16 protein-coding genes and 1 tRNA gene are annotated in these 17,542 nt (G+C 70.2%); 15 read left to right on the top strand and 2 right to left on the bottom strand.

Annotated elements, in window-relative coordinates:
• Nucleotide 1: 1 nt before the first annotated feature.
• From AC2DGY_RS07030 to serA, 7 genes are all read left to right on the top strand, one after another.
• Nucleotides 2–1,804 carry an acetolactate synthase large subunit gene (locus AC2DGY_RS07030; RefSeq protein WP_484508981.1) on the top strand — a complete coding sequence of 601 codons (1,803 nt, stop codon included), beginning with the start codon at nt 2–4 and terminating at the stop codon, nt 1,802–1,804.
• A 4-nt stretch (nt 1,805–1,808) separates the two neighbouring features.
• Complete coding sequence (ilvN, locus tag AC2DGY_RS07035; RefSeq protein WP_484508982.1) at nt 1,809–2,318, top strand: acetolactate synthase small subunit; 510 nt, start codon at nt 1,809–1,811, stop codon at nt 2,316–2,318.
• A gap of 36 nt (nt 2,319–2,354) precedes the next feature.
• Entirely contained in the window at nt 2,355–3,380 is a 1,026-nt protein-coding gene (ilvC, locus tag AC2DGY_RS07040) for a ketol-acid reductoisomerase (protein WP_484508983.1), read from the top strand.
• Between the two features lie 72 nt (nt 3,381–3,452).
• Nucleotides 3,453–4,067, top strand: a complete 615-nt coding sequence (locus AC2DGY_RS07045; protein ID WP_484508984.1) for a cyclodeaminase/cyclohydrolase family protein — start codon at nt 3,453–3,455, stop codon at nt 4,065–4,067.
• Nucleotides 4,068–4,127: 60 nt separating this feature from the next.
• Nucleotides 4,128–4,631 (top strand): DNA polymerase III subunit gamma/tau, encoded by a 504-nt coding sequence (locus tag AC2DGY_RS07050; RefSeq protein WP_484508985.1) that lies wholly within the window; start codon nt 4,128–4,130, stop codon nt 4,629–4,631.
• Complete coding sequence (locus AC2DGY_RS07055) at nt 4,628–4,972, top strand: bacitracin resistance protein (RefSeq protein ID WP_484508986.1); 345 nt, start codon at nt 4,628–4,630, stop codon at nt 4,970–4,972. Before AC2DGY_RS07050 ends, AC2DGY_RS07055 begins: the two co-directional genes overlap by 4 nt.
• 131 nt (nt 4,973–5,103) lie before the next feature.
• Nucleotides 5,104–6,708 carry a phosphoglycerate dehydrogenase gene (gene serA, locus AC2DGY_RS07060; RefSeq protein WP_484508987.1) on the top strand — a complete coding sequence of 535 codons (1,605 nt, stop codon included), beginning with the start codon at nt 5,104–5,106 and terminating at the stop codon, nt 6,706–6,708.
• A gap of 6 nt (nt 6,709–6,714) precedes the next feature.
• On the opposite strand, the gene AC2DGY_RS07065 is transcribed toward serA, so the two are convergent.
• Nucleotides 6,715–7,266 carry a TetR/AcrR family transcriptional regulator gene (locus tag AC2DGY_RS07065; protein WP_484508988.1) on the bottom strand — a complete coding sequence of 184 codons (552 nt, stop codon included), beginning with the start codon at nt 7,264–7,266 and terminating at the stop codon, nt 6,715–6,717.
• A 90-nt stretch (nt 7,267–7,356) separates the two neighbouring features.
• Between AC2DGY_RS07065 and AC2DGY_RS07070 the strand changes: the two genes are divergently transcribed.
• From AC2DGY_RS07070 to AC2DGY_RS07100, 7 genes are all read left to right on the top strand, one after another.
• Nucleotides 7,357–8,880 (top strand): MFS transporter, encoded by a 1,524-nt coding sequence (locus AC2DGY_RS07070; protein WP_484508989.1) that lies wholly within the window; start codon nt 7,357–7,359, stop codon nt 8,878–8,880.
• 25 nt (nt 8,881–8,905) lie between these two features.
• Entirely contained in the window at nt 8,906–9,958 is a 1,053-nt protein-coding gene (locus AC2DGY_RS07075) for a 3-isopropylmalate dehydrogenase (protein ID WP_484508990.1), read from the top strand.
• Between the two features lie 52 nt (nt 9,959–10,010).
• A complete protein-coding gene (locus AC2DGY_RS07080; protein WP_484508991.1) occupies nt 10,011–11,117 on the top strand; it encodes a branched-chain amino acid aminotransferase in 1,107 nt (368 codons plus the stop codon).
• Between the two features lie 83 nt (nt 11,118–11,200).
• Entirely contained in the window at nt 11,201–11,965 is a 765-nt protein-coding gene (locus AC2DGY_RS07085) for a fumarylacetoacetate hydrolase family protein (protein ID WP_484508992.1), read from the top strand.
• Entirely contained in the window at nt 11,958–13,217 is a 1,260-nt protein-coding gene (locus tag AC2DGY_RS07090; protein ID WP_484508993.1) for an MFS transporter, read from the top strand. Before AC2DGY_RS07085 ends, AC2DGY_RS07090 begins: the two co-directional genes overlap by 8 nt.
• Nucleotides 13,218–13,788: 571 nt before the next feature.
• A complete protein-coding gene (gltX, locus tag AC2DGY_RS07095) occupies nt 13,789–15,306 on the top strand; it encodes a glutamate--tRNA ligase (RefSeq protein ID WP_484508994.1) in 1,518 nt (505 codons plus the stop codon).
• Nucleotides 15,307–15,375: 69 nt separating this feature from the next.
• Nucleotides 15,376–15,447, top strand: a tRNA-Gln gene (locus AC2DGY_RS07100).
• 47 nt (nt 15,448–15,494) lie between these two features.
• Here the strand turns inward: AC2DGY_RS07100 and AC2DGY_RS07105 are convergent.
• Nucleotides 15,495–16,253 (bottom strand): FadR/GntR family transcriptional regulator, encoded by a 759-nt coding sequence (locus AC2DGY_RS07105; protein ID WP_484508995.1) that lies wholly within the window; start codon nt 16,251–16,253, stop codon nt 15,495–15,497.
• A 182-nt stretch (nt 16,254–16,435) separates the two neighbouring features.
• Between AC2DGY_RS07105 and AC2DGY_RS07110 the strand changes: the two genes are divergently transcribed.
• Entirely contained in the window at nt 16,436–17,542 is a 1,107-nt protein-coding gene (locus AC2DGY_RS07110) for an LLM class flavin-dependent oxidoreductase (protein WP_484508996.1), read from the top strand.

The raw sequence follows: 17,542 nt of genomic DNA on the forward strand, positions 1-17,542 counted from the left end.
CATGCCCGCCGAATCCGCTCCGGCCGTTCCCCGACCACCCGCTCGCACCGCCGCAGCGCCCGTGCTCACGGGCGCGCAGGCGGTCGTCCGCTCCCTCGAGATGCTGGGGGTCACCGACGTGTTCGGCCTGCCCGGCGGCGCGATCATCGAGGTCTACGACCCGCTCATGGACACCTCCGAGGTGCGCCACATCCTGGTGCGCCACGAGCAGGGCGCCGGCCACGCGGCCGAAGGGTACGCCGCCGCCTCCGGGCGCGTGGGTGTGGCGATCGCCACGTCGGGACCGGGCGCGACCAACCTCGTGACCGCGATCGCCGACGCCTACATGGACTCCGTGCCGATCGTGTGCATCACCGGTCAGGTCTTCTCCACGCTGATGGGAACGGATGCGTTCCAGGAGGCCGACATCGTGGGCATCACGATGCCGATCACCAAGCATTCGATCCTCGTCAAGCGGGCCGAGGAGATCCCCTCGGCCATCGCGGCCGCCTTCGAGATCGCCGGCACGGGCCGTCCCGGCCCCGTCCTCGTGGACATCACCAAGGACGCCCAGCAGGCCAAGGCGCCCTTCATCTGGCCGCCCAAGATCGACCTGCCCGGCTACCGGCCGGTGACGAAGGCTCACGGCAAGCAGATCCAGGCCGCAGCTCAGCTTCTCGCCGGCGCGAAGAAGCCGGTGCTGTACGTCGGCGGCGGCGTCATCCGCTCGAAGGCGTCGCAGGAGTTGCTCACCTTCGCTGAGACCACCGGTACACCGGTCGTGACCACGCTGATGGCTCGGGGCGCGTTCCCCGATTCGCATCAGCAGCACCTCGGGATGCCCGGCATGCACGGCACCGTCCCGGCGGTGCTCGCCCTCCAGGAGTCCGACCTGCTGGTGTCGCTCGGGGCGCGGTTCGATGACCGGGTGACGGGCAAGGCGGCGCTTTTCGCCCCGAACGCCAAGGTTGTGCACGTCGACATCGACCCGGCCGAGATCTCCAAGATCCGCTCCGCCGACGTTCCGATCGTGGGGGATCTTCGCGATGTGCTCGTCGACCTGGATGCGGCGTACCGGGAGGCGCTGGGCACAGCGACTCCCGACACCGAGGAGTGGTGGGCCTACCTCGACGGGCTGCGGGCGGAGTTCCCGCTGGGGTACACCCAGCCGACCGACGGGCACATGTCGCCGCAGTACGTGATCCAGCGCATCGGAGAGCTCACCGGACCCGAGGCCGTCTACGCGGCCGGGGTCGGCCAGCACCAGATGTGGGCTGCCCAGTTCATCAAGTACGAGCGGCCGAACTCGTGGCTGAACTCCGGGGGAGCGGGGACCATGGGCTACGCCGTGCCCGCCGCGATGGGCGCCAAGGTCGCCGAACCCGACCGGGTGGTGTGGGCGATCGACGGCGACGGGTGCTTCCAGATGACCAACCAGGAGCTCGCCACCTGCGTCATCAACAACATTCCGATCAAGGTCGCCATCATCAACAACTCCTCCCTCGGCATGGTGCGTCAGTGGCAGACGCTGCTCTACAACGGCCGGCACTCCCACACCGACCTCAACACCGGCCACGGCACCGTCCGCATCCCCGACTTCGTCAAGCTCGCCGAGGCCTACGGCTGCCTCGCGCTGCGCGTGGAGAAGGAGGAGGACGTCGACGCGGCCATCCGGACGGCGCTGGAGACGAACGACCGCCCCGTCGTCATCGACTTCGTCGTGAGCGCCGACGCCATGGTGTGGCCCATGGTCCAGCAGGGGAAGAGCAACAGCCTCATCCAGTACGCCCGCGATCACGCGCCGACCTTCGACCAGGAGGGCTGAGAACATGCCGCACCATGTGCTGAGCCTCCTCGTGGAGGACAAACCCGGTCTGCTCACCCGCGTGGCGGGCCTGTTCGCCCGCCGCGGCTTCAATATCACCTCGCTCGCCGTGGGCGTCACCGAGATCCCCGGGCTGTCCCGGATCACGGTCGCCGTCGACGTCGAGGATCTTCCGCTGGAGCAGGTGACCAAGCAGCTGAACAAACTGATCAACGTCATCAAGATCGTCGAGCTCGACCCGGTGTCATCCGTGCAGCGCGAGCATATGCTGGTGAAAGTGCGCGCCGACAATGCCTCCCGATCACACGTGCTCGAGGTCGTGAACCTCTTCCGCGCGTCGGTGGTCGACTATGCGCCTGACGCCCTCGTGGTCGAGATCACCGGCGACCACGGCAAGGTGGAGGCCTTCCTCCGGGCGGTCGAACCGTTCGGGATCAAGGAGCTCGCCCAGTCCGGCCTCGTGGCGATCGGCCGCGGGGGTAAGAGCATCACCGAGCGCGTACTGCGTAACTAGCCCTCCGTTCGACCCCCCATCAAGGAGAACAACCCCATGGCAGAGATCTTCTACGACGACGACGCCGACCTCTCGATCATCCAGGGCAAGAAAGTCGCGATCGTCGGCTACGGCTCGCAGGGTCACGCGCACGCGCAGAACCTTCGCGATTCCGGCGTCGAGGTCGCCATCGCGCTGAAGGACGGCTCGAAGTCGGCGGCGAAGGCGCAGGAGGACGGGTTCGAGGTTCGCTCGGTCGCCGACGCCACCGCGTGGGCCGACCTCATCATGATCCTCGCGCCCGACCAGCATCAGCGGCACATCTACACCGAGAGCATCCGCGACAACCTGGCCCCCGGGAAGACCCTCGCCTTCGCGCACGGGTTCAACATCCGCTTCGGCTACATCGACGCGCCCGAGGGTGTCGACGTCATCCTCGTCGCTCCCAAGGCCCCCGGTCACACCGTGCGCCGCGAGTTCGTCGCCGGCCGCGGCATCCCCGACATCATCGCCGTCGAGCGCGACGCGTCGGGTACCGCGTGGGACACCGCGCTGTCGTACGCCAAGGCCATCGGCGGCACGCGCGCCGGTGTCATCCGTACGACCTTCACCGAGGAGACCGAGACCGACCTGTTCGGTGAGCAGGCCGTCCTCTGCGGCGGTGTCAGCCACCTGGTGCAGGCCGGATTCGAGACCCTCACCGAGGCCGGATACCAGCCCGAGATCGCGTACTTCGAGGTGCTGCACGAGCTGAAGCTCATCGTCGACCTCATGTGGGAGGGGGGCATCGCCAAGCAGCGCTGGTCGATCTCCGACACCGCCGAGTACGGCGACTACGTCTCCGGCCCGCGCGTCATCTCGCCGGCGGTGAAGGAGAGCATGCAGGGCATCCTCGCCGACATCCAGTCCGGCGCGTTCGCCAAGCGCTTCATCGCCGACCAGGACGCCGGGGCGCCCGAATTCCTCGCGCTGCGCGAGAAGGAGCAGAACCACCCCATCGAGGCCACCGGCAAGGAGCTGCGGTCGCTGTTCGCGTGGAAGCAGGCCGATTCGGATTACGTGGAGGGCTCGGCCGCGCGCTGACCTCTCCTGCATGGATGCCCCGGACCGTCACGGTCCGGGGCATCCGTCGTTCTCCGTCGCTATCGTGGGCGCATGCAGACCGACCCCGATGTACCCGCCTCGCTCGCACTGGACGAGTGGCTGGACCGCCTGGCCGAACCCACCGGGGCGCCCGGCGGAGGGTCGGCGGCCGGGGTGATGATGGCGCTGGCCGCCGCGCTCCTGCACATGGTGTGCGGGTACACGCGGGACGACCCGGAGGCGGATCGCGCGGCGGAGCGCGTTCGCGTGCTCCGCGCACAGTGCCTGGACGCCGCGTACCAGGACGGCATCCGCTCGGTCGCCCTGGGGGAGGCCCTGGCGGCCGAGGGCGCGGACCGGAGCGCCAACCTGCACGCGGCAGCCATTGCTGCGGCCGAATCCTCGGCGCGGCTCGCCGAGATCGGCATCGCTCTCGGTGGTGAACTCCGCGCGGTCGCCGTCGTGGGAAACCGCAATCTCGTGGCCGACACGGGCGTGGCGGGGGAGGCGTTGCGCGCGGGCCTGGGCGCGGCACTGATCAACCTCCGCGCCAATGTCCGCCTCGCCGAGGCCCATGCGGACGGCGATGCCGCCGACGGTCTCGACGCGCTCACGGGCGTGAGCGACCGCGGCGAGGCAGCCCGCGGTGAGGTGGATGCGGTGCTGGCGAGCCTTCCCCTGTCCTGACGTCGTCGGGCATTGGCGGAGGCCCCCGCGCGGATGCCGGCCCGCCGATACGCTGGGGGAGTGAGCAACGGACGCGACGACGACGCGCTGAGCTGGGATGGCGACGACGACCCGACGCTCGAGGCCCGCGCCCAGACCGCTGCAACTCCCGAACGGCGAAGCGATGAGCCCGACCTTCCGCCGGGGTTCACCCCCGTCGGACGGGGGAGCCGGCCGAGGCCCGCGCGGGGGTCGCGGCCGAAGAACCCGCCCCCCGCGGCGGCGCCGGCCCCGCTCGGCAACGCGGGGCTCGTGGGCGTCGGGATGGTCGCCGCCGCGTTCATCCTGTTCTCCGTGGGCTGGCTCATCGTCAGCTTCCGCCTGCGGGGAGTTGCGGGACTGCCCGTGCCGGAGGCGGCTCTCGTGGTCATCACCCTGGCCGCCGCTGCCGCGCCCCTGATCTGGTTCGCGGCCGTGTTCGCCCTCACCCGCCGCGCGAAGACCTGGGTGCGGTTCGCCTGGCTCCTCGCCGGGGTCGTGCTGCTCGTACCCTGGCCCTTCCTCGCCACCGGAGCCCTCGGATGACCGCCGACACCACACGCCCGGCCCGCGCACAGCCCGCGTGGAGCACGGTGGCGATCGCCGGGCTGTTCGGGCTGTTCTACGCCTACCTGGTGTGGAGCGCCGTCGACCTCCTCGTCCGCCAGGCAACCGGACCCCTGGGCCTCAACGGCTGGGGCTGGTTCGTCCAGATCCTCCCCATCGTGTTCCCGCTGGTCGCGTTCGGCGTCGCCTTCGCCCTGGGCTGGCGGCGCAGGGCGTGGGAGTTCGCACTGACCCTCCTGGCGGGGCTGGCCGTGGCGGCGGCGTTCTGGGTGAACATCCTCGCCTACGCGGTGACCTCCTTCGCGCTCTATGGCGGCTGACCCGCGGGCCGTCACACGGTCTCGGGCACTTCGGCGCCCGCGCTAGGCTGGTTGAGGCCTCGCCACGCCTCCCGAGGCGGGGGATCCCGGCGGCGCGGCTCCTCTGCCCGCGCGCCCGAAGGAATTGCCCTGTGACGAAGCCCGTCGTGCTCATCGCCGAAGAACTCTCGCCCGCGACCCTCGACGCACTCGGTCCCGACTTCGACGTGCGACACGTCGACGGCACCGACCGCTCGGCGCTGCTCGCCGCGCTCGTCGACGCGAACGCCATCCTCGTCCGCTCGGCGACGAAGGTGGATGCCGAAGCGATCGCCGCAGCTCCCGTGCTCAAGGTCGTGGCCCGCGCCGGCGTCGGACTCGACAACGTCGACATCAAGGCCGCGACGACCGCCGGTGTCATGGTGGTCAACGCTCCCACCTCGAACATCGTCTCGGCCGCCGAGCTCACGATCGGCCACATCCTGAGCCTTGCCCGCCGCATCCCGGCCGCCCACGCATCGCTGGCGGAGGGGAAATGGAAGCGCAGCGCCTTCACGGGCACCGAGCTGTTCGAGAAGACCGTCGGAATCGTGGGCCTCGGCCGCATCGGAGCGCTCATCGCCGCGCGCCTGCAGGCGTTCGACATGCGCGTGATCGCGTACGACCCCTACGTCACGAGCGCCCGCGCCCAGCAGCTGGGTGTGCAGCTGGTCACGCTCGACGAGCTGCTCGAGCAGGTCGACTTCCTCACCATCCACATGCCCAAGACCCCCGAGACCACCGGCATGATCGGCATCGATGAGATGCGCCGGATGAAGCGGAGCGCCTTCGTCGTGAACGTCGCCCGTGGTGGCCTGATCGACGAGGACGCGCTCTACAAGGCGCTCACGACCCACGAGATCGCCGGCGCCGGGCTGGATGTGTTCAGCACCGAGCCGCCCGCCGAAGACGGCCCCGCGCGCCGGCTGCTCGACCTCCCCAACGTCGTCGTCACCCCGCACCTGGGGGCCAGCACCGAGGAGGCGCAGGAGAAGGCCGGCGTCTCGGTCGCCCGGTCGGTGCGGCTGGCGCTCGGCGGGGAACTCGTCCCCGACGCGGTGAACGTCGCCGGTGGCGTGATCGACCCCTACGTGCGCCCCGGCATCGCGCTGGTGGAGAAGCTCGGCCAGATCTTCGCCTCCCTCGCCCACAGCCCGCTGACGAGCCTCGACGTCGAGGTGCACGGCGAACTCAGCCAGTACGACGTGAGCGTGCTCAAGCTCGCCGCGCTCAAGGGCGTGTTCACCAACATCGTCAGCGAGACCGTGTCCTACGTGAACGCGCCGCTGCTGGCCGAGCAGCGCGGCGTCGACGCGCGCCTCCTGGTGGACGAGGTCAGCGACGAGTACCGCAACGTCATCACGCTCCGGGGCGCGCTGGCCGACGGGTCGCAGCTGTCGGTGTCGGGAACGCTCACCGGCACGAAGCAGATCGAGAAGCTCGTCGGCATCAACGGGTACGCCGTCGAGCTGCCGATCGAGAAGCACCACATCGTGATGCTGTACACCGACCGCCCCGGCATCGTCGCGGTGTACGGGCAGCGCTTCGGTGAGGCCGGGATCAACATCGCCGGGATGCAGATCGCCCGGCAGGCCGCGGGCGGCCAGGCGTTGTCGGTGGTCACCGTGGACTCGCCGGTGCCCGACGACCTGCTCGAGCGCGTCCGCGCCGACATCGACGCCGCACTCTTCCGTCAGATCGAGATCACCGAGTCCTGACGCCGGTCACGCGTCGGGCCGCGTCGCGTCGCGCACGAGGTCGATGAGCGCGTCCAGCGCGGCGCCGGAGGGCACCGGCCCCGGGACGGACCCCACGGCGAGGGCGTTGTTGAAGTAGAGCCCGTCGCTGACGAGCAGCACCAGCTGCAATGCGGTCTCGTCGCGGGTGTCGGGTCGGATCGCGTCCTCCCACAGCTCGCGGACGCGGCGGAGCGCCGCGATCGCGGGCGCGCTGCCGTTCTGCGCGAGGCGCGAGGCGGCGACGATCGCGTTGTCGAGCGGCGTGCCGGTGTGCAGCGACGTGCGCATGAAGGCCGCGGCTGCACCTTCCGGCGACTCCTTGATGCGGCCGATGTCGTCGGCGGCCAGCGCCTCCAGTCGTTCGAGCAGTCCCGCTTCCAGTGCCTCCTTGGAGGCGAAGTGATAGAGGAGCCCGCCCTTGGACACCCCCGCTGCGCGCGCGGTGGCATCCATCGTCGCGGCGCGCTCGCCGTCGTCGGCAAGGATGCGGGCGAACGCGTCGAGGACGCTTTCGCGGGCGCGGGGTGGGCGGCTCATGGTCCGATCGTATCCGGGGGCGAGGAGCAGGGACACGTGTTACTATACCGGCTGGACGGTTTAGTTAGGCCCCGCGCACCCATGCTTCAGATGACACATCCCACCTCGAACGTACCCATCGTCCGCGCCGATTGGCGCGGGTGGGTGTCGCTGGTGGTCCTGATGCTGCCCGTGCTCCTGGTGTCGGTCGACAACACCGTGCTGAGCTTCGCACTGCCGGCGATCGCCCTCGACCTCGCGCCCACCAGCATCGAGCAGCTGTGGATCATCGACGCCTACCCGCTCGTGCTCGCCGGCCTGCTCGTGACGATGGGAACCCTCGGCGACCGGTTCGGGCGTCGGCGGATGCTGCTGCTGGGAGCCACCGGGTTCGGAGTCGTCTCCGCGCTGGCCGCCTTCGCCCCCACGGCCGCGCTCCTCATCACGGCACGGGCGCTCCTGGGCGTCTTCGGGGCGATGCTGATGCCCTCGACGCTGTCGCTTCTGCGGACGATCTTCCGCGACCGCGATCAGCGGCGGATCGCCATCGCCATCTGGGCGACGGGATTCTCGGCAGGCTCGGCCCTCGGCCCCATCGTCGGCGGGCTCCTGCTCGAGCACTTCACGTGGGGGTCGGTGTTCCTGCTGGCCGTCCCCGTGCTCATCCCTCTTCTCATCCTCGCTCCGTTGCTCGTTCCCGAGAGCCGCGACCCCAGCCCCGGCCGCATCGACCCGGTCAGCATCCTGCTGTCGCTGGGAACGATGGTCCCGATCGTCTACGGCATCAAGGAACTCGCCGTGCACGGACCGGTGAGCCTCGCGCCGTGGATGTTCGCGCTCGGCGCGGTCTTCGGGGTCCTCTTCGTCCGCCGGCAGCTGCGCCTGGAGACGCCGATGCTGGATATGAGCCTGTTCCGGCAGGGCAGCTTCTCGGGCGCCATCCTCGCCAATCTCCTGAGCGTCGTGGGCCTGGTCGGCTTCCTGTACTTCGTCGCCCAGCACCTGCAGCTGGTCGTCGGGCTCTCGCCCCTGGACGCGGGACTCGCGCTCGTCCCGGGGCTCGCCGCGATGATCGTGTCGGGTCTCCTCGTCGTTCCGATCGCCAAGCGCTACCCACCACGCATCGTGGTGCCCGTCGCCCTCCTGTTCGCGGTGGCCGCCTACCTCGTGGTGGCCTTCGCCACGGGCCACCTGCCGGCCCTCATCGGCGCTTTCGTGGCGCTGGGCATCGGGATCGGTGCGGCCGAGACCGTATCGAACGAGCTCATCCTCTCCAGCGCTCCCTCGGCGAAGGCCGGTGCCGCCAGCGCGGTGTCCGAGACGGCGTACGAACTCGGCGCGGTGCTCGGCACCGCGGTGCTCGGCGGCATCCTCACCGCGATGTACCGCGTGCAGCTCGTCATCCCGGAGGGCGTCCCGGAGGCAGCGGCGGATGCGGCGCGCGAGACACTTGCCGGTGCCGTTGCGGCGGCCGGATCGCTGCCGCCGGAACTCGGTGCGGCGCTGCACGACGCGGCGTCCCACGCATTCGACTCCGGAGTGGTCGTCACGGCCCTCATCGGCGCGGGGCTCATCGTCGTGGCCGGGGTGATCGCGGCCGCTAGCCTGGGGGGAACCCGAGGCGCGAAGACCTGACGCGCCCTTCCTTGCAAGGAGAAGCATGTCGCGCGTCGTGAAGCTCGCCGTCATCCCTGGTGACGGCATCGGCCCCGAGGTCATCCACGAGGCCGTGAAGGTGCTCGACGCCGTCACCGCCGGCGGGGACGTCACCTTCGAGCGCACGCCGTTCTCGCTCGGCGCCGGTCGCTACCTCGAGACCGGTGACACCCTGACCGACGCCGACCTCGCCGCCATCCGCGCGCATGACGCGATCCTCCTCGGCGCGGTCGGCGGCGTGCCGGGCGACCCGCGGCTCAAGGACGCCAACATCGAGCGCGGTCTGCTTCTCACGCTGCGCTTCGAGCTCGACCACTACGTGAATCTGCGTCCCTCCACGCTCTACCCCGGTGCGCCCGGCCCCCTCGCCGAGCCGGGCGACATCGACTTCGTCGTCGTCCGTGAGGGCACCGAAGGGCCCTACGTCGGCAATGGCGGATCCATCCGCCGCGGCACCCCGCACGAGATCGCCAACGAGACATCCGTCAACACCGCCTTCGGGGTGGAGCGCGTCGTGCGCTACGCGTTCGACCTCGCCGAGCGGCGCCGGCAGAAGCTCACGCTCGTGCACAAGACCAACGTGCTCGTCCACGCCGGTGGCATCTGGAAACGCATCGTAGATGCCGTGGCGGCGGAGCATCCCGGCGTGGCCGTGGACTACCTGCACGTCGACGCGGCGACGATCTTCCTGGTCACGAACCCGGGCCGCTTCGACGTGATCGTCACCGACAACCTCTTCGGCGACATCCTCACCGACTTGGCCGGCGCGGTGACCGGTGGCATCGGCCTCGCCGCCTCGGGCAACATCAACCCCGATGGCGACTTCCCGTCGATGTTCGAGCCCGTCCACGGGTCGGCGCCCGACATCGCCGGGCAGCAGAAGGCCGACCCCACCGCCGCCATCCTGTCCGTCTCGCTCCTGCTCGATCACCTCGGGCTGCGTGCGGAGGCCGACCGCATCACCTCCGCGGTCGAGGAGGACATCGCCTCCCGGGGTGGCACCGCCCGCACCACCACCCAGATCGGGGACGCGATCCTCGCCCGGCTCCAGGCGTAGTCTGGACCCGCGCGAGCACTGCCGCCCTGCTCCCCGACCCGCCAGGACCAACATGACTCTCATCGACAGCGACCCCGACACCGGACTCGAGCCCCTCGACTTCGCCGTCACCCGAAACCTTGCCGCGAAATCTCCGGCCCAGCGCGAGGAGATCCTCGCAAGCCCCGGCTTCGGCACGTACTTCACCGACCACATGGTCGACATCTGCTGGTCGGTGCGCGGCGGATGGCACCGCCCCCGCGTCTCGCCGTACGGGCCGATCTCCCTCGACCCCGCCGCGGCCGTGCTGCACTACGGGCAGGAGGTCTTCGAGGGCATCAAGGCCTACCGTCACGCCGACGGATCGATCCACACCTTCCGGCCCGACCAGAACGCGCGGCGGATGCAGCGCAGTGCCCGGCGCCTCGCGCTCCCGGAGCTGCCGGCGACGTATTTCCTGCAGTCGCTGCGAGAGCTCGTCGCCGTGGACGGGGCGTGGGTGCCCTCCGGCGAGGACCAGAGCCTGTACCTGCGGCCCTTCATGTTCGCCAAGGAGGCGTTCCTGGGCGTCCGACCGGCGAACAAGGTGGCGTACTACCTGATCGCGAGCCCCGCGGGCGCCTACTTCAAGGGCGGCGTGAAGCCCGTGTCGATCTGGTTGAGCGAGGACTACGCGCGCGCCGGCCGCGGCGGCACGGGGGCGGCCAAGACCGGCGGCAACTACGCCTCGAGCCTGCTGCCGCAGTCCGAGGCGTACGAGCACGAGTGCGACCAGGTGGTCTTCCTCGACGAGAAGCGCAACGTCGAAGAACTCGGCGGGATGAACGTGGTCTTCGTCTTCAAGGACGGCACGATCGTCACACCCGAGTCGCCCAGCATCCTCGAGGGCATCACGCGCGACTCGCTCCTCCAGCTCGCGAAGGACCGCGGGCACAAGGTGCAGGGTCGGTCGGTCTCCCTCGACGAGTGGCGTGAGGGCGTCGCATCCGGTGACATCACCGAGGTGTTCGCGTGCGGCACCGCCGCCGTGGTGACGCCGATCGGCGTGCTCAAGGGCCGGGACTTCATCGACGTGCAGCCCACCGGCACCCTCGCGCTGGAGCTGCGCCAGGAGCTGACGGACATCCAGTACGGCCGCATCGAAGACCGCCACGGCTGGCTCACGCGCCTCGACGCCTGACCCCTCGCCGCCGCCGAACCGCGAGAATCCGTGGGCGCTGGGCCGGACGGGCAGGGGGAAGGCGAGGTCGGTAGGCTGGGCGGGTGAAGATCGCGCGGTTCAGCCACCAGGACGCCATCCGCTACGGCATCGTCGATGACGACGACCTGGTCGTGCTCGCCGGTGATCCGATGTTCGCGGGGTTCGAGCCGACGGGGGAGCGGGTGCCGATCGGTGACACCGCGCTGCTGGCGCCGGTCATCCCTCGCTCCAAGGTCGTCTGCGTGGGTCGCAACTACGCCGACCACGCCGCCGAGCTCGGTAACGACGTGCCCGCCGAGCCGCTGCTGTTCCTCAAGCCCAACACGGCCGTCATCGGGACCGGCGATGTCATCGTGCGCCCCCCGCAGTCGCAGAACACGCACTTCGAGGGCGAGCTTGCCGCCGTCATCGGCCGCATCGCCAAGAACGTCCCGGCCGAGCGCGCCCTCGACTACGTCTTCGGGTACACCGTCGCCAACGACGTCACCGCTCGCGACCTGCAGCGCAGCGACGGCCAGTGGTCGCGGGCGAAGGGGTTCGACACGTTCTGCCCGCTGGGCCCCGTCATCGAAACCGAGTTCGACGCCGCGTCCGCCACCGTCACGACCCGCCTCAACGGTGACGTGAAGCAGCAGGCGCCGCTGACCGACATGATCTTCTCGGTCGCCGACATAATCGCCTACGCCTCGGCCGCCTTCACGCTCCTCCCCGGCGACGTCATCCTCACCGGCACGCCGGCCGGCGTCGGCCCGTTCACCGCCGGTGACACCGTCGAGGTCGAGATCTCGGGCATCGGAGTGCTGCGCAATGCGGCACGCGATGCCTGAGACGGCGGTTCCCTCCACCGCCGACCTTCCCCGTATCCAGCGCCGCACCGTCGCGGTGCTTGCCGCCGCGCAGGTTCTCGGGGGCGTGGCCTTCGGCGCAACGCTGTCGATCGGCGTCCTGCTGGCCGCCGACGTCTCGGGCGACGAGTCCCTCGCGGGTCTGGCCACCGCTGCCATCACCTTCGGTACCGCGCTCGTCGCGATTCCCCTGGCAGCTCTCGCCCGGCGTCGGGGACGACGCCTGAGTCTGACGACAGGGATGCTTGTGGCCCTGGCCGGCGTCCTGCTGGTGTTCGCCGCCACGGCGGCCCGGGTCTTCCCGCTCCTGCTCGTCGCGTTCGCCCTCGTGGGGGCAGGCCAAGCGACGAACCTGCAGTCGCGGTTCGCCGCCACCGACCTCGCCCCCGACGCCTCCCGCGGGCGGGCGCTCTCGCTCGTGGTGTGGGCGACCACGATCGGGGTGGTGCTCGGGCCCAACCTGGTCGGACCGGGAGAGGAGCTGGGGGCCCTGCTCGGCCTGCCCCGACTCACGGGCCCCTACGTGTTCACGGTCGTCGCGCAGATCCTCGCCGTCGCGGTCTATCTGGTGGGGCTGCGGCCGGATCCGCTCCTCCTCGCCCAGAGGATCGCGGGCCGGGTCGCGGACGGTTCGCTTCCTGTCGCCGTCGCCCACCCCGACCGTCCGCGAGCAGCCCGGTTCGCGATCTTCGCGGTGGCCGCCGCCCACGCCGCGATGGTGGCGGTGATGGCCATGACGCCCGTGCACCTGATGCACCACGGAGCCACCCTGTCGGTCATCGGACTCACCATCAGCCTGCACGTGGCCGGGATGTACGCGCTCTCCCCGGTGTTCGGCGTCCTCTCCGACCGCGTGGGCCGCGGAGCCACCATCCTCGTGGGCCAAGCCCTCCTGGCCGCGTCGCTGATCCTCGCTGCCCTGTCGCCGGACAGCATGACGGCCGTCACCGTGGCGCTGGTGCTCCTCGGGCTCGGGTGGAGCGCGACGACCGTGGCCGGTTCGGCCCTGCTGACCGAGGCGTCCGCCGAGGACGTGCGCACGCGGCGTCAGGGTGTCAGCGACTTCACGATGAGCCTCGTGGGCGCGGCCGGCGCCGTGCTCGCCGGCCTCGTCCTCGGGTGGATCGGATACGGCGGGCTGGCGCTGGCCGCACTGGTCGTCGTCGTGGCGGTGTGCGTCGGGTTGCCGCTCTCCCGGACCGCGCGAACGGCCGGCAACGACCCAGCGCGCTGATCGCCCGCTCCACGTCATCCGTGGCGTTGAAGAGGCGGAAGGCCACCCGGGCCCGGCCGCGGCGCCCCGAGGCGATGATCCGGGCGGTGGAGAGGCGAGCAAGGTCCGCGCCGTCGGCATCGGGCCACGTCACGATCGCGGACTCCCGGGCCGGCGCGGGAAGGTCGAGGCCGCTCTGGAACGCCGCCGCCAGTCCCACGGTGTGACCCGCACAGGATCGCCGCGCCGTCGGGCACGGAGGCGGCGACCATCGACACCGCGACCGAGGTCTGCGACGCGAGGGCCACGTCGTCCGGGCGCACCCGCACGAGCCGGACGTAGGCGGCCCGGGCACGCTCTGTCGCTGCGGATGCGGCGGCCACGTCGGGGTGCCCGGACGCCGCCCGCTCGGGGTCGGACCGCACGGCCTCGACGGTGCCTCGCGGGGGGAGGCCCGTCGTGCACGCGGCGAGGTAGTCCCGTCCTCCGGTGAACTCGGCCTGCGCGCGGGCGAGGGGGTGCCACTCTGAAGCTCATAGCGGAGTCCTGGCGGCCCGGGGCGGCGGACTCGGCGGCGACTAGGATCGGTGGGATGCCTGCCACACCCGATCCCCGTACCACCACCGCCTCCGGCGCCGACGTCCGCGTCCGCTTCTGCCCGTCCCCCACGGGGCTGCCGCACGTCGGACTCATCCGCACGGCCCTGTTCAACTGGGCGTACGCGCGGCACAACGGCGGCAAGCTCGTCTTCCGGATCGAGGACACCGATGCGGCGCGCGACAGCGAGGAGAGCTATCAGCAGCTCCTCGATGCGCTGCGCTGGCTGCGCATCGACTGGGACGAGGGAGTCGAGGTCGGCGGTCCGCACGCCCCGTACCGGCAGTCGCAGCGGCACGACATCTACCGCGACGTGCTGGCGAAGCTCGTGGCATCCGGCGCGGTGTACGAGAGCTACTCCACCGCCGAGGAGATCGACGCGCGCAACGAGGCGAACGGCCGGGCCAAGCAGCTGGGCTACGACAACTACGACCGGACGCTCACCGACGAGCAGAAGGCCGCGTTCCGGGCCGAGGGCCGCGAGCCGGCCTGGCGCCTCCGGGTGCCCGACGAAGACCTCACCTATGTCGACCTCATCCGGGGCGAGGTGACGTTCCCCGCCGGCACGTTCCCCGACTTCGTGATCGTGCGGGCCGGGGGAGTGCCGCTCTACACCTTCGTGAATCCGGTGGATGACGCGCTCATGGGCATCACGCACGTGATCCGCGGTGAAGACCTCATGCCCTCGACCGCGCGCCAGCTCGCGCTGTACGGCGCGCTCATCGACGCGGGTGTCACCCAGGTCATCCCGCGGTTCGGCCACATGCCGCTCGTGCTGGGGGAGACCGGCAACAAGAAGCTGTCCAAGCGCGACCCCAAGGCCGACCTGTTCCTTCAGCGCGAGAAGGGCTTCGTCCACGAGGGGCTGCTGAACTACCTCGCCCTCCTGGGCTGGTCGATCGCGCCGGACCGCGACGTCTTCTCGCTCGAGGAGCTCGTCGCCGCCTTCGACATCGCCGACGTCAACCCGAACCCGGCGCGGTTCGACCAGACCAAGGCCGAGTCGATCAACGGCGACCACATCCGGATGCTGGAGCCCGCTGATTTCGCGGAGCGCATCGTGCACTACCTGGCTGAGGCGGGTCTCGTGCAGGTTCCGCCCACGCCCGACCAGCAGGCGCTCATCGACGCCGCCGCGCCCCTCGTGCAGGAGCGCGTCCAGCTGCTCGGACAGGTGCCCGGCATGCTGGGATTCCTCTTCGTCGACGACGTCTCCTACGAAGAGGACGCCCTCAAGTCGCTGCCCGCGAACGCGGCAGAGGTGCTCGTCGCCTCCGTCGGCGCACTCGAGCTCGTTCCCGAGGCGGAGTTCACCGCCGCCGCCGTGCAGCAGGCACTGTCCACCGCGCTGGTCGAGGAACTGGGGCTCAAGCCGCGCGTCGCCTTCGGCCCGCCGCGGGTGGCGCTCACCGGCCGTCGCGTGTCGCCGCCCCTGTTCGAGTCGATGGAACTCCTCGGCAAGGCGGCCAGCATCCGGCGCCTGGAGGCCCTGGTCCGGCACCTCGGGAGGTAGCCGCCGGTTTGGCGAGGGTCCCGCGGTCGTCTAGACTGGATCGTCGGCACGGCTTCGGTTGTGAACCGGTGGGGTATGGTGTAATTGGCAACACGGCGGTTTCTGGTACCGTTGTTCTTGGTTCGAGTCCAGGTACCCCAGCAAGATTCTCTGTGCGAGCGGCGCTCCTCTGCACCCGCCCCGGCGAATCAGTCTAGGAACCACACGGTCCGGTCGGTACTGGCATGTGCTTCTCCGCGTCGCTGCCCCCGGTTGGCAGCTCTCGTCACCGACGAGTAGAGCGGCCACAGGTGCTCAGCCGTCGCCTGCCGCGCGGCGCGCACGTCCCGCGATGCGACGGCGCGGACGATGTCTTCGTGCGTGGCGCGGGAGCGCTCGGCGGAGGCGGGGATCGCCAGTGACATGCGGCGGAAGTCCCGTAGACCGGGCACGAGCATCGCGTAGAGCTTCGCGATGAGCGCATTGCGGCCACTGTCGATCAAAGCGACGTGGAACGCCTCGTCGGTCGTGATGAGGGTGTCGATGCTGCGCGCCGCGATGTGCCGTGCCGACGCTTTTCGAAGCCGTGCGAGGTCGCCCGCGCTCGCCCGTTCGGCGGCGAGCCCGGCCGCCGTCGTCTCCAGGGACATGCGGGCCTCCAGCAGCTCCGTCACCTCGAACTCGTTCTCGATCGACCAGTGGACGAAGGCATGCACGGGTTCGAGACGGGTGCTTTCAACGACGAAGGTGCCCCGGCCCTTACGGACTTCGAGCACACCCATCGCCCGCAATTTCTGAATGGCCTCTCGCAGAGAGGTGCGACCGACGCCCATCTGACGCGCCAGTTCGGTCTCCATCGGCAACTGCTCGCCGGGCTTCAGCTGGCCGTCCGCCACCGCCTCGAGCAGGCGATCGGCGATCATCTCCGGGAGGGCACGTCCGTCTCGCAACTGCCCGGTGGAGATCACGCGGCACATGCTACACCGGCCATCCGAAAGACCCGCATGACGTGGAATGCGCGAGCTGGCGGGGTGACGGCCGCCGCGTTACGACTGTGTAAAACCAACGGTGCCGACTTGCCAGATGTCTGACAACAGACCTATCTTCTGAGAGTCGGTGCGTGCCGGCGCTGCCCGGAGAGAGGCGAGACGTGCGATTCGGAATCTTCATGCCGACGACGAACGACGGCTACATCCTCTCCAGCGCCTCGCCGACCTTCCAGCCGACGTATGAGCTGAACCGATCGGTCGCCGTCGACGCGGAGGAGCGCGGATTCTCGTTCGTGCTCGCCATGACGAAGTTCCGCGGCTACGGCGATGGAAGCGGCTTCTGGGATTACAGCGTCGATCCGATCGGGCTGGTCGCGGGCTTGGTCGAAGCCACCACGACGCTCGAGCTGTGGGGCTCGGTCGCTGCCCCCACGATTCACCCGGCGATGGCAGCGCGGATGGCCGCCACGCTCGACGATGCCAGCGGCGGCAGGTTCTCCCTGAACATCGTGGCCGGGTGGAATCAGGCCGAGTACGCGCAGATGGGGCTGTGGCCGGAGAACTACCATCACGACCGCTACCGGTACGCCCGGGAGTACATCACCGTGCTCCGCGGTCTGTGGTCCGACGGCAGGATGACCCTGGACGGCGAATTCTTCCGTCTCGACGACTGCCTCGTCCAGCCCACCCCGGCGCACGGAGTGAAGGTGATCGTGCCGGGGCAGTCACGCAATTCACTGGACCTGTCGGCCCAGCTGGCCGACATGAACTTCATCATGGGCGACCTCAGCGCCGTCGGCGCTGCGCGCCGCGACCTGCTCGAGGCCGCGGCGGTCGCCGGCCGCACGGTGGACAGCGCCTCGCTGTACGGCGTGATCACCGCCGCGACGGATGACGAGGCTCTCGCGGAGGCCCACGAGTACATGCGGTACACCGATCATCACGCCGCCGGCGGGCTCAAGAACGCCGCCGCGACCGATAAGCAGGGCCATGCGGTCGGCCGCTTCGCGACGCAGCAGGAGATCGAGCAGATCGAATTCGACCATCCCACCCGCGCGGCCGTCGTGCAGCGTCCGTGCTTCTTCCACCCGCACCTCGTGGGATCGTACGACCGTGTCGCGGCCTATCTGGGCGCGCTCGAGGACGAGGCAGGGGTCTCCAACGCGGTGCTGTCGTTCCCCGACTTCCGCACCGGACCTGCCACGTTCATGAATCACGTCGTGCCCCGGATGGCGAATGCCCGGGCTGCCGCGCGGGTGGGTGGCTGA

This window comes from Microbacterium sp. Z6_144, from assembly GCF_057197625.1.

What these genes read in the sequence shown, in the direction of transcription:
- ilvC (WP_484508983.1), top strand. Translation starts at nt 2,355, where the DNA reads ATGGCAGAGATCTTCTACGACGACGACGCCGACCTCTCGATCATCCAG.
- AC2DGY_RS07090 (WP_484508993.1), top strand. Translation starts at nt 11,958, where the DNA reads ATGCCTGAGACGGCGGTTCCCTCCACCGCCGACCTTCCCCGTATCCAG.
- AC2DGY_RS07045 (WP_484508984.1), top strand. Translation starts at nt 3,453, where the DNA reads ATGCAGACCGACCCCGATGTACCCGCCTCGCTCGCACTGGACGAGTGG.
- AC2DGY_RS07080 (WP_484508991.1), top strand. Translation starts at nt 10,011, where the DNA reads ATGACTCTCATCGACAGCGACCCCGACACCGGACTCGAGCCCCTCGAC.
- AC2DGY_RS07070 (WP_484508989.1), top strand. Translation starts at nt 7,357, where the DNA reads ATGACACATCCCACCTCGAACGTACCCATCGTCCGCGCCGATTGGCGC.
- AC2DGY_RS07055 (WP_484508986.1), top strand. Translation starts at nt 4,628, where the DNA reads ATGACCGCCGACACCACACGCCCGGCCCGCGCACAGCCCGCGTGGAGC.
- AC2DGY_RS07030 (WP_484508981.1), top strand. Translation starts at nt 2, where the DNA reads ATGCCCGCCGAATCCGCTCCGGCCGTTCCCCGACCACCCGCTCGCACC.
- ilvN (WP_484508982.1), top strand. Translation starts at nt 1,809, where the DNA reads ATGCCGCACCATGTGCTGAGCCTCCTCGTGGAGGACAAACCCGGTCTG.
- gltX (WP_484508994.1), top strand. Translation starts at nt 13,789, where the DNA reads ATGCCTGCCACACCCGATCCCCGTACCACCACCGCCTCCGGCGCCGAC.
- AC2DGY_RS07075 (WP_484508990.1), top strand. Translation starts at nt 8,906, where the DNA reads ATGTCGCGCGTCGTGAAGCTCGCCGTCATCCCTGGTGACGGCATCGGC.
- AC2DGY_RS07065 (WP_484508988.1), bottom strand. Translation starts at nt 7,266, where the DNA reads ATGAGCCGCCCACCCCGCGCCCGCGAAAGCGTCCTCGACGCGTTCGCC.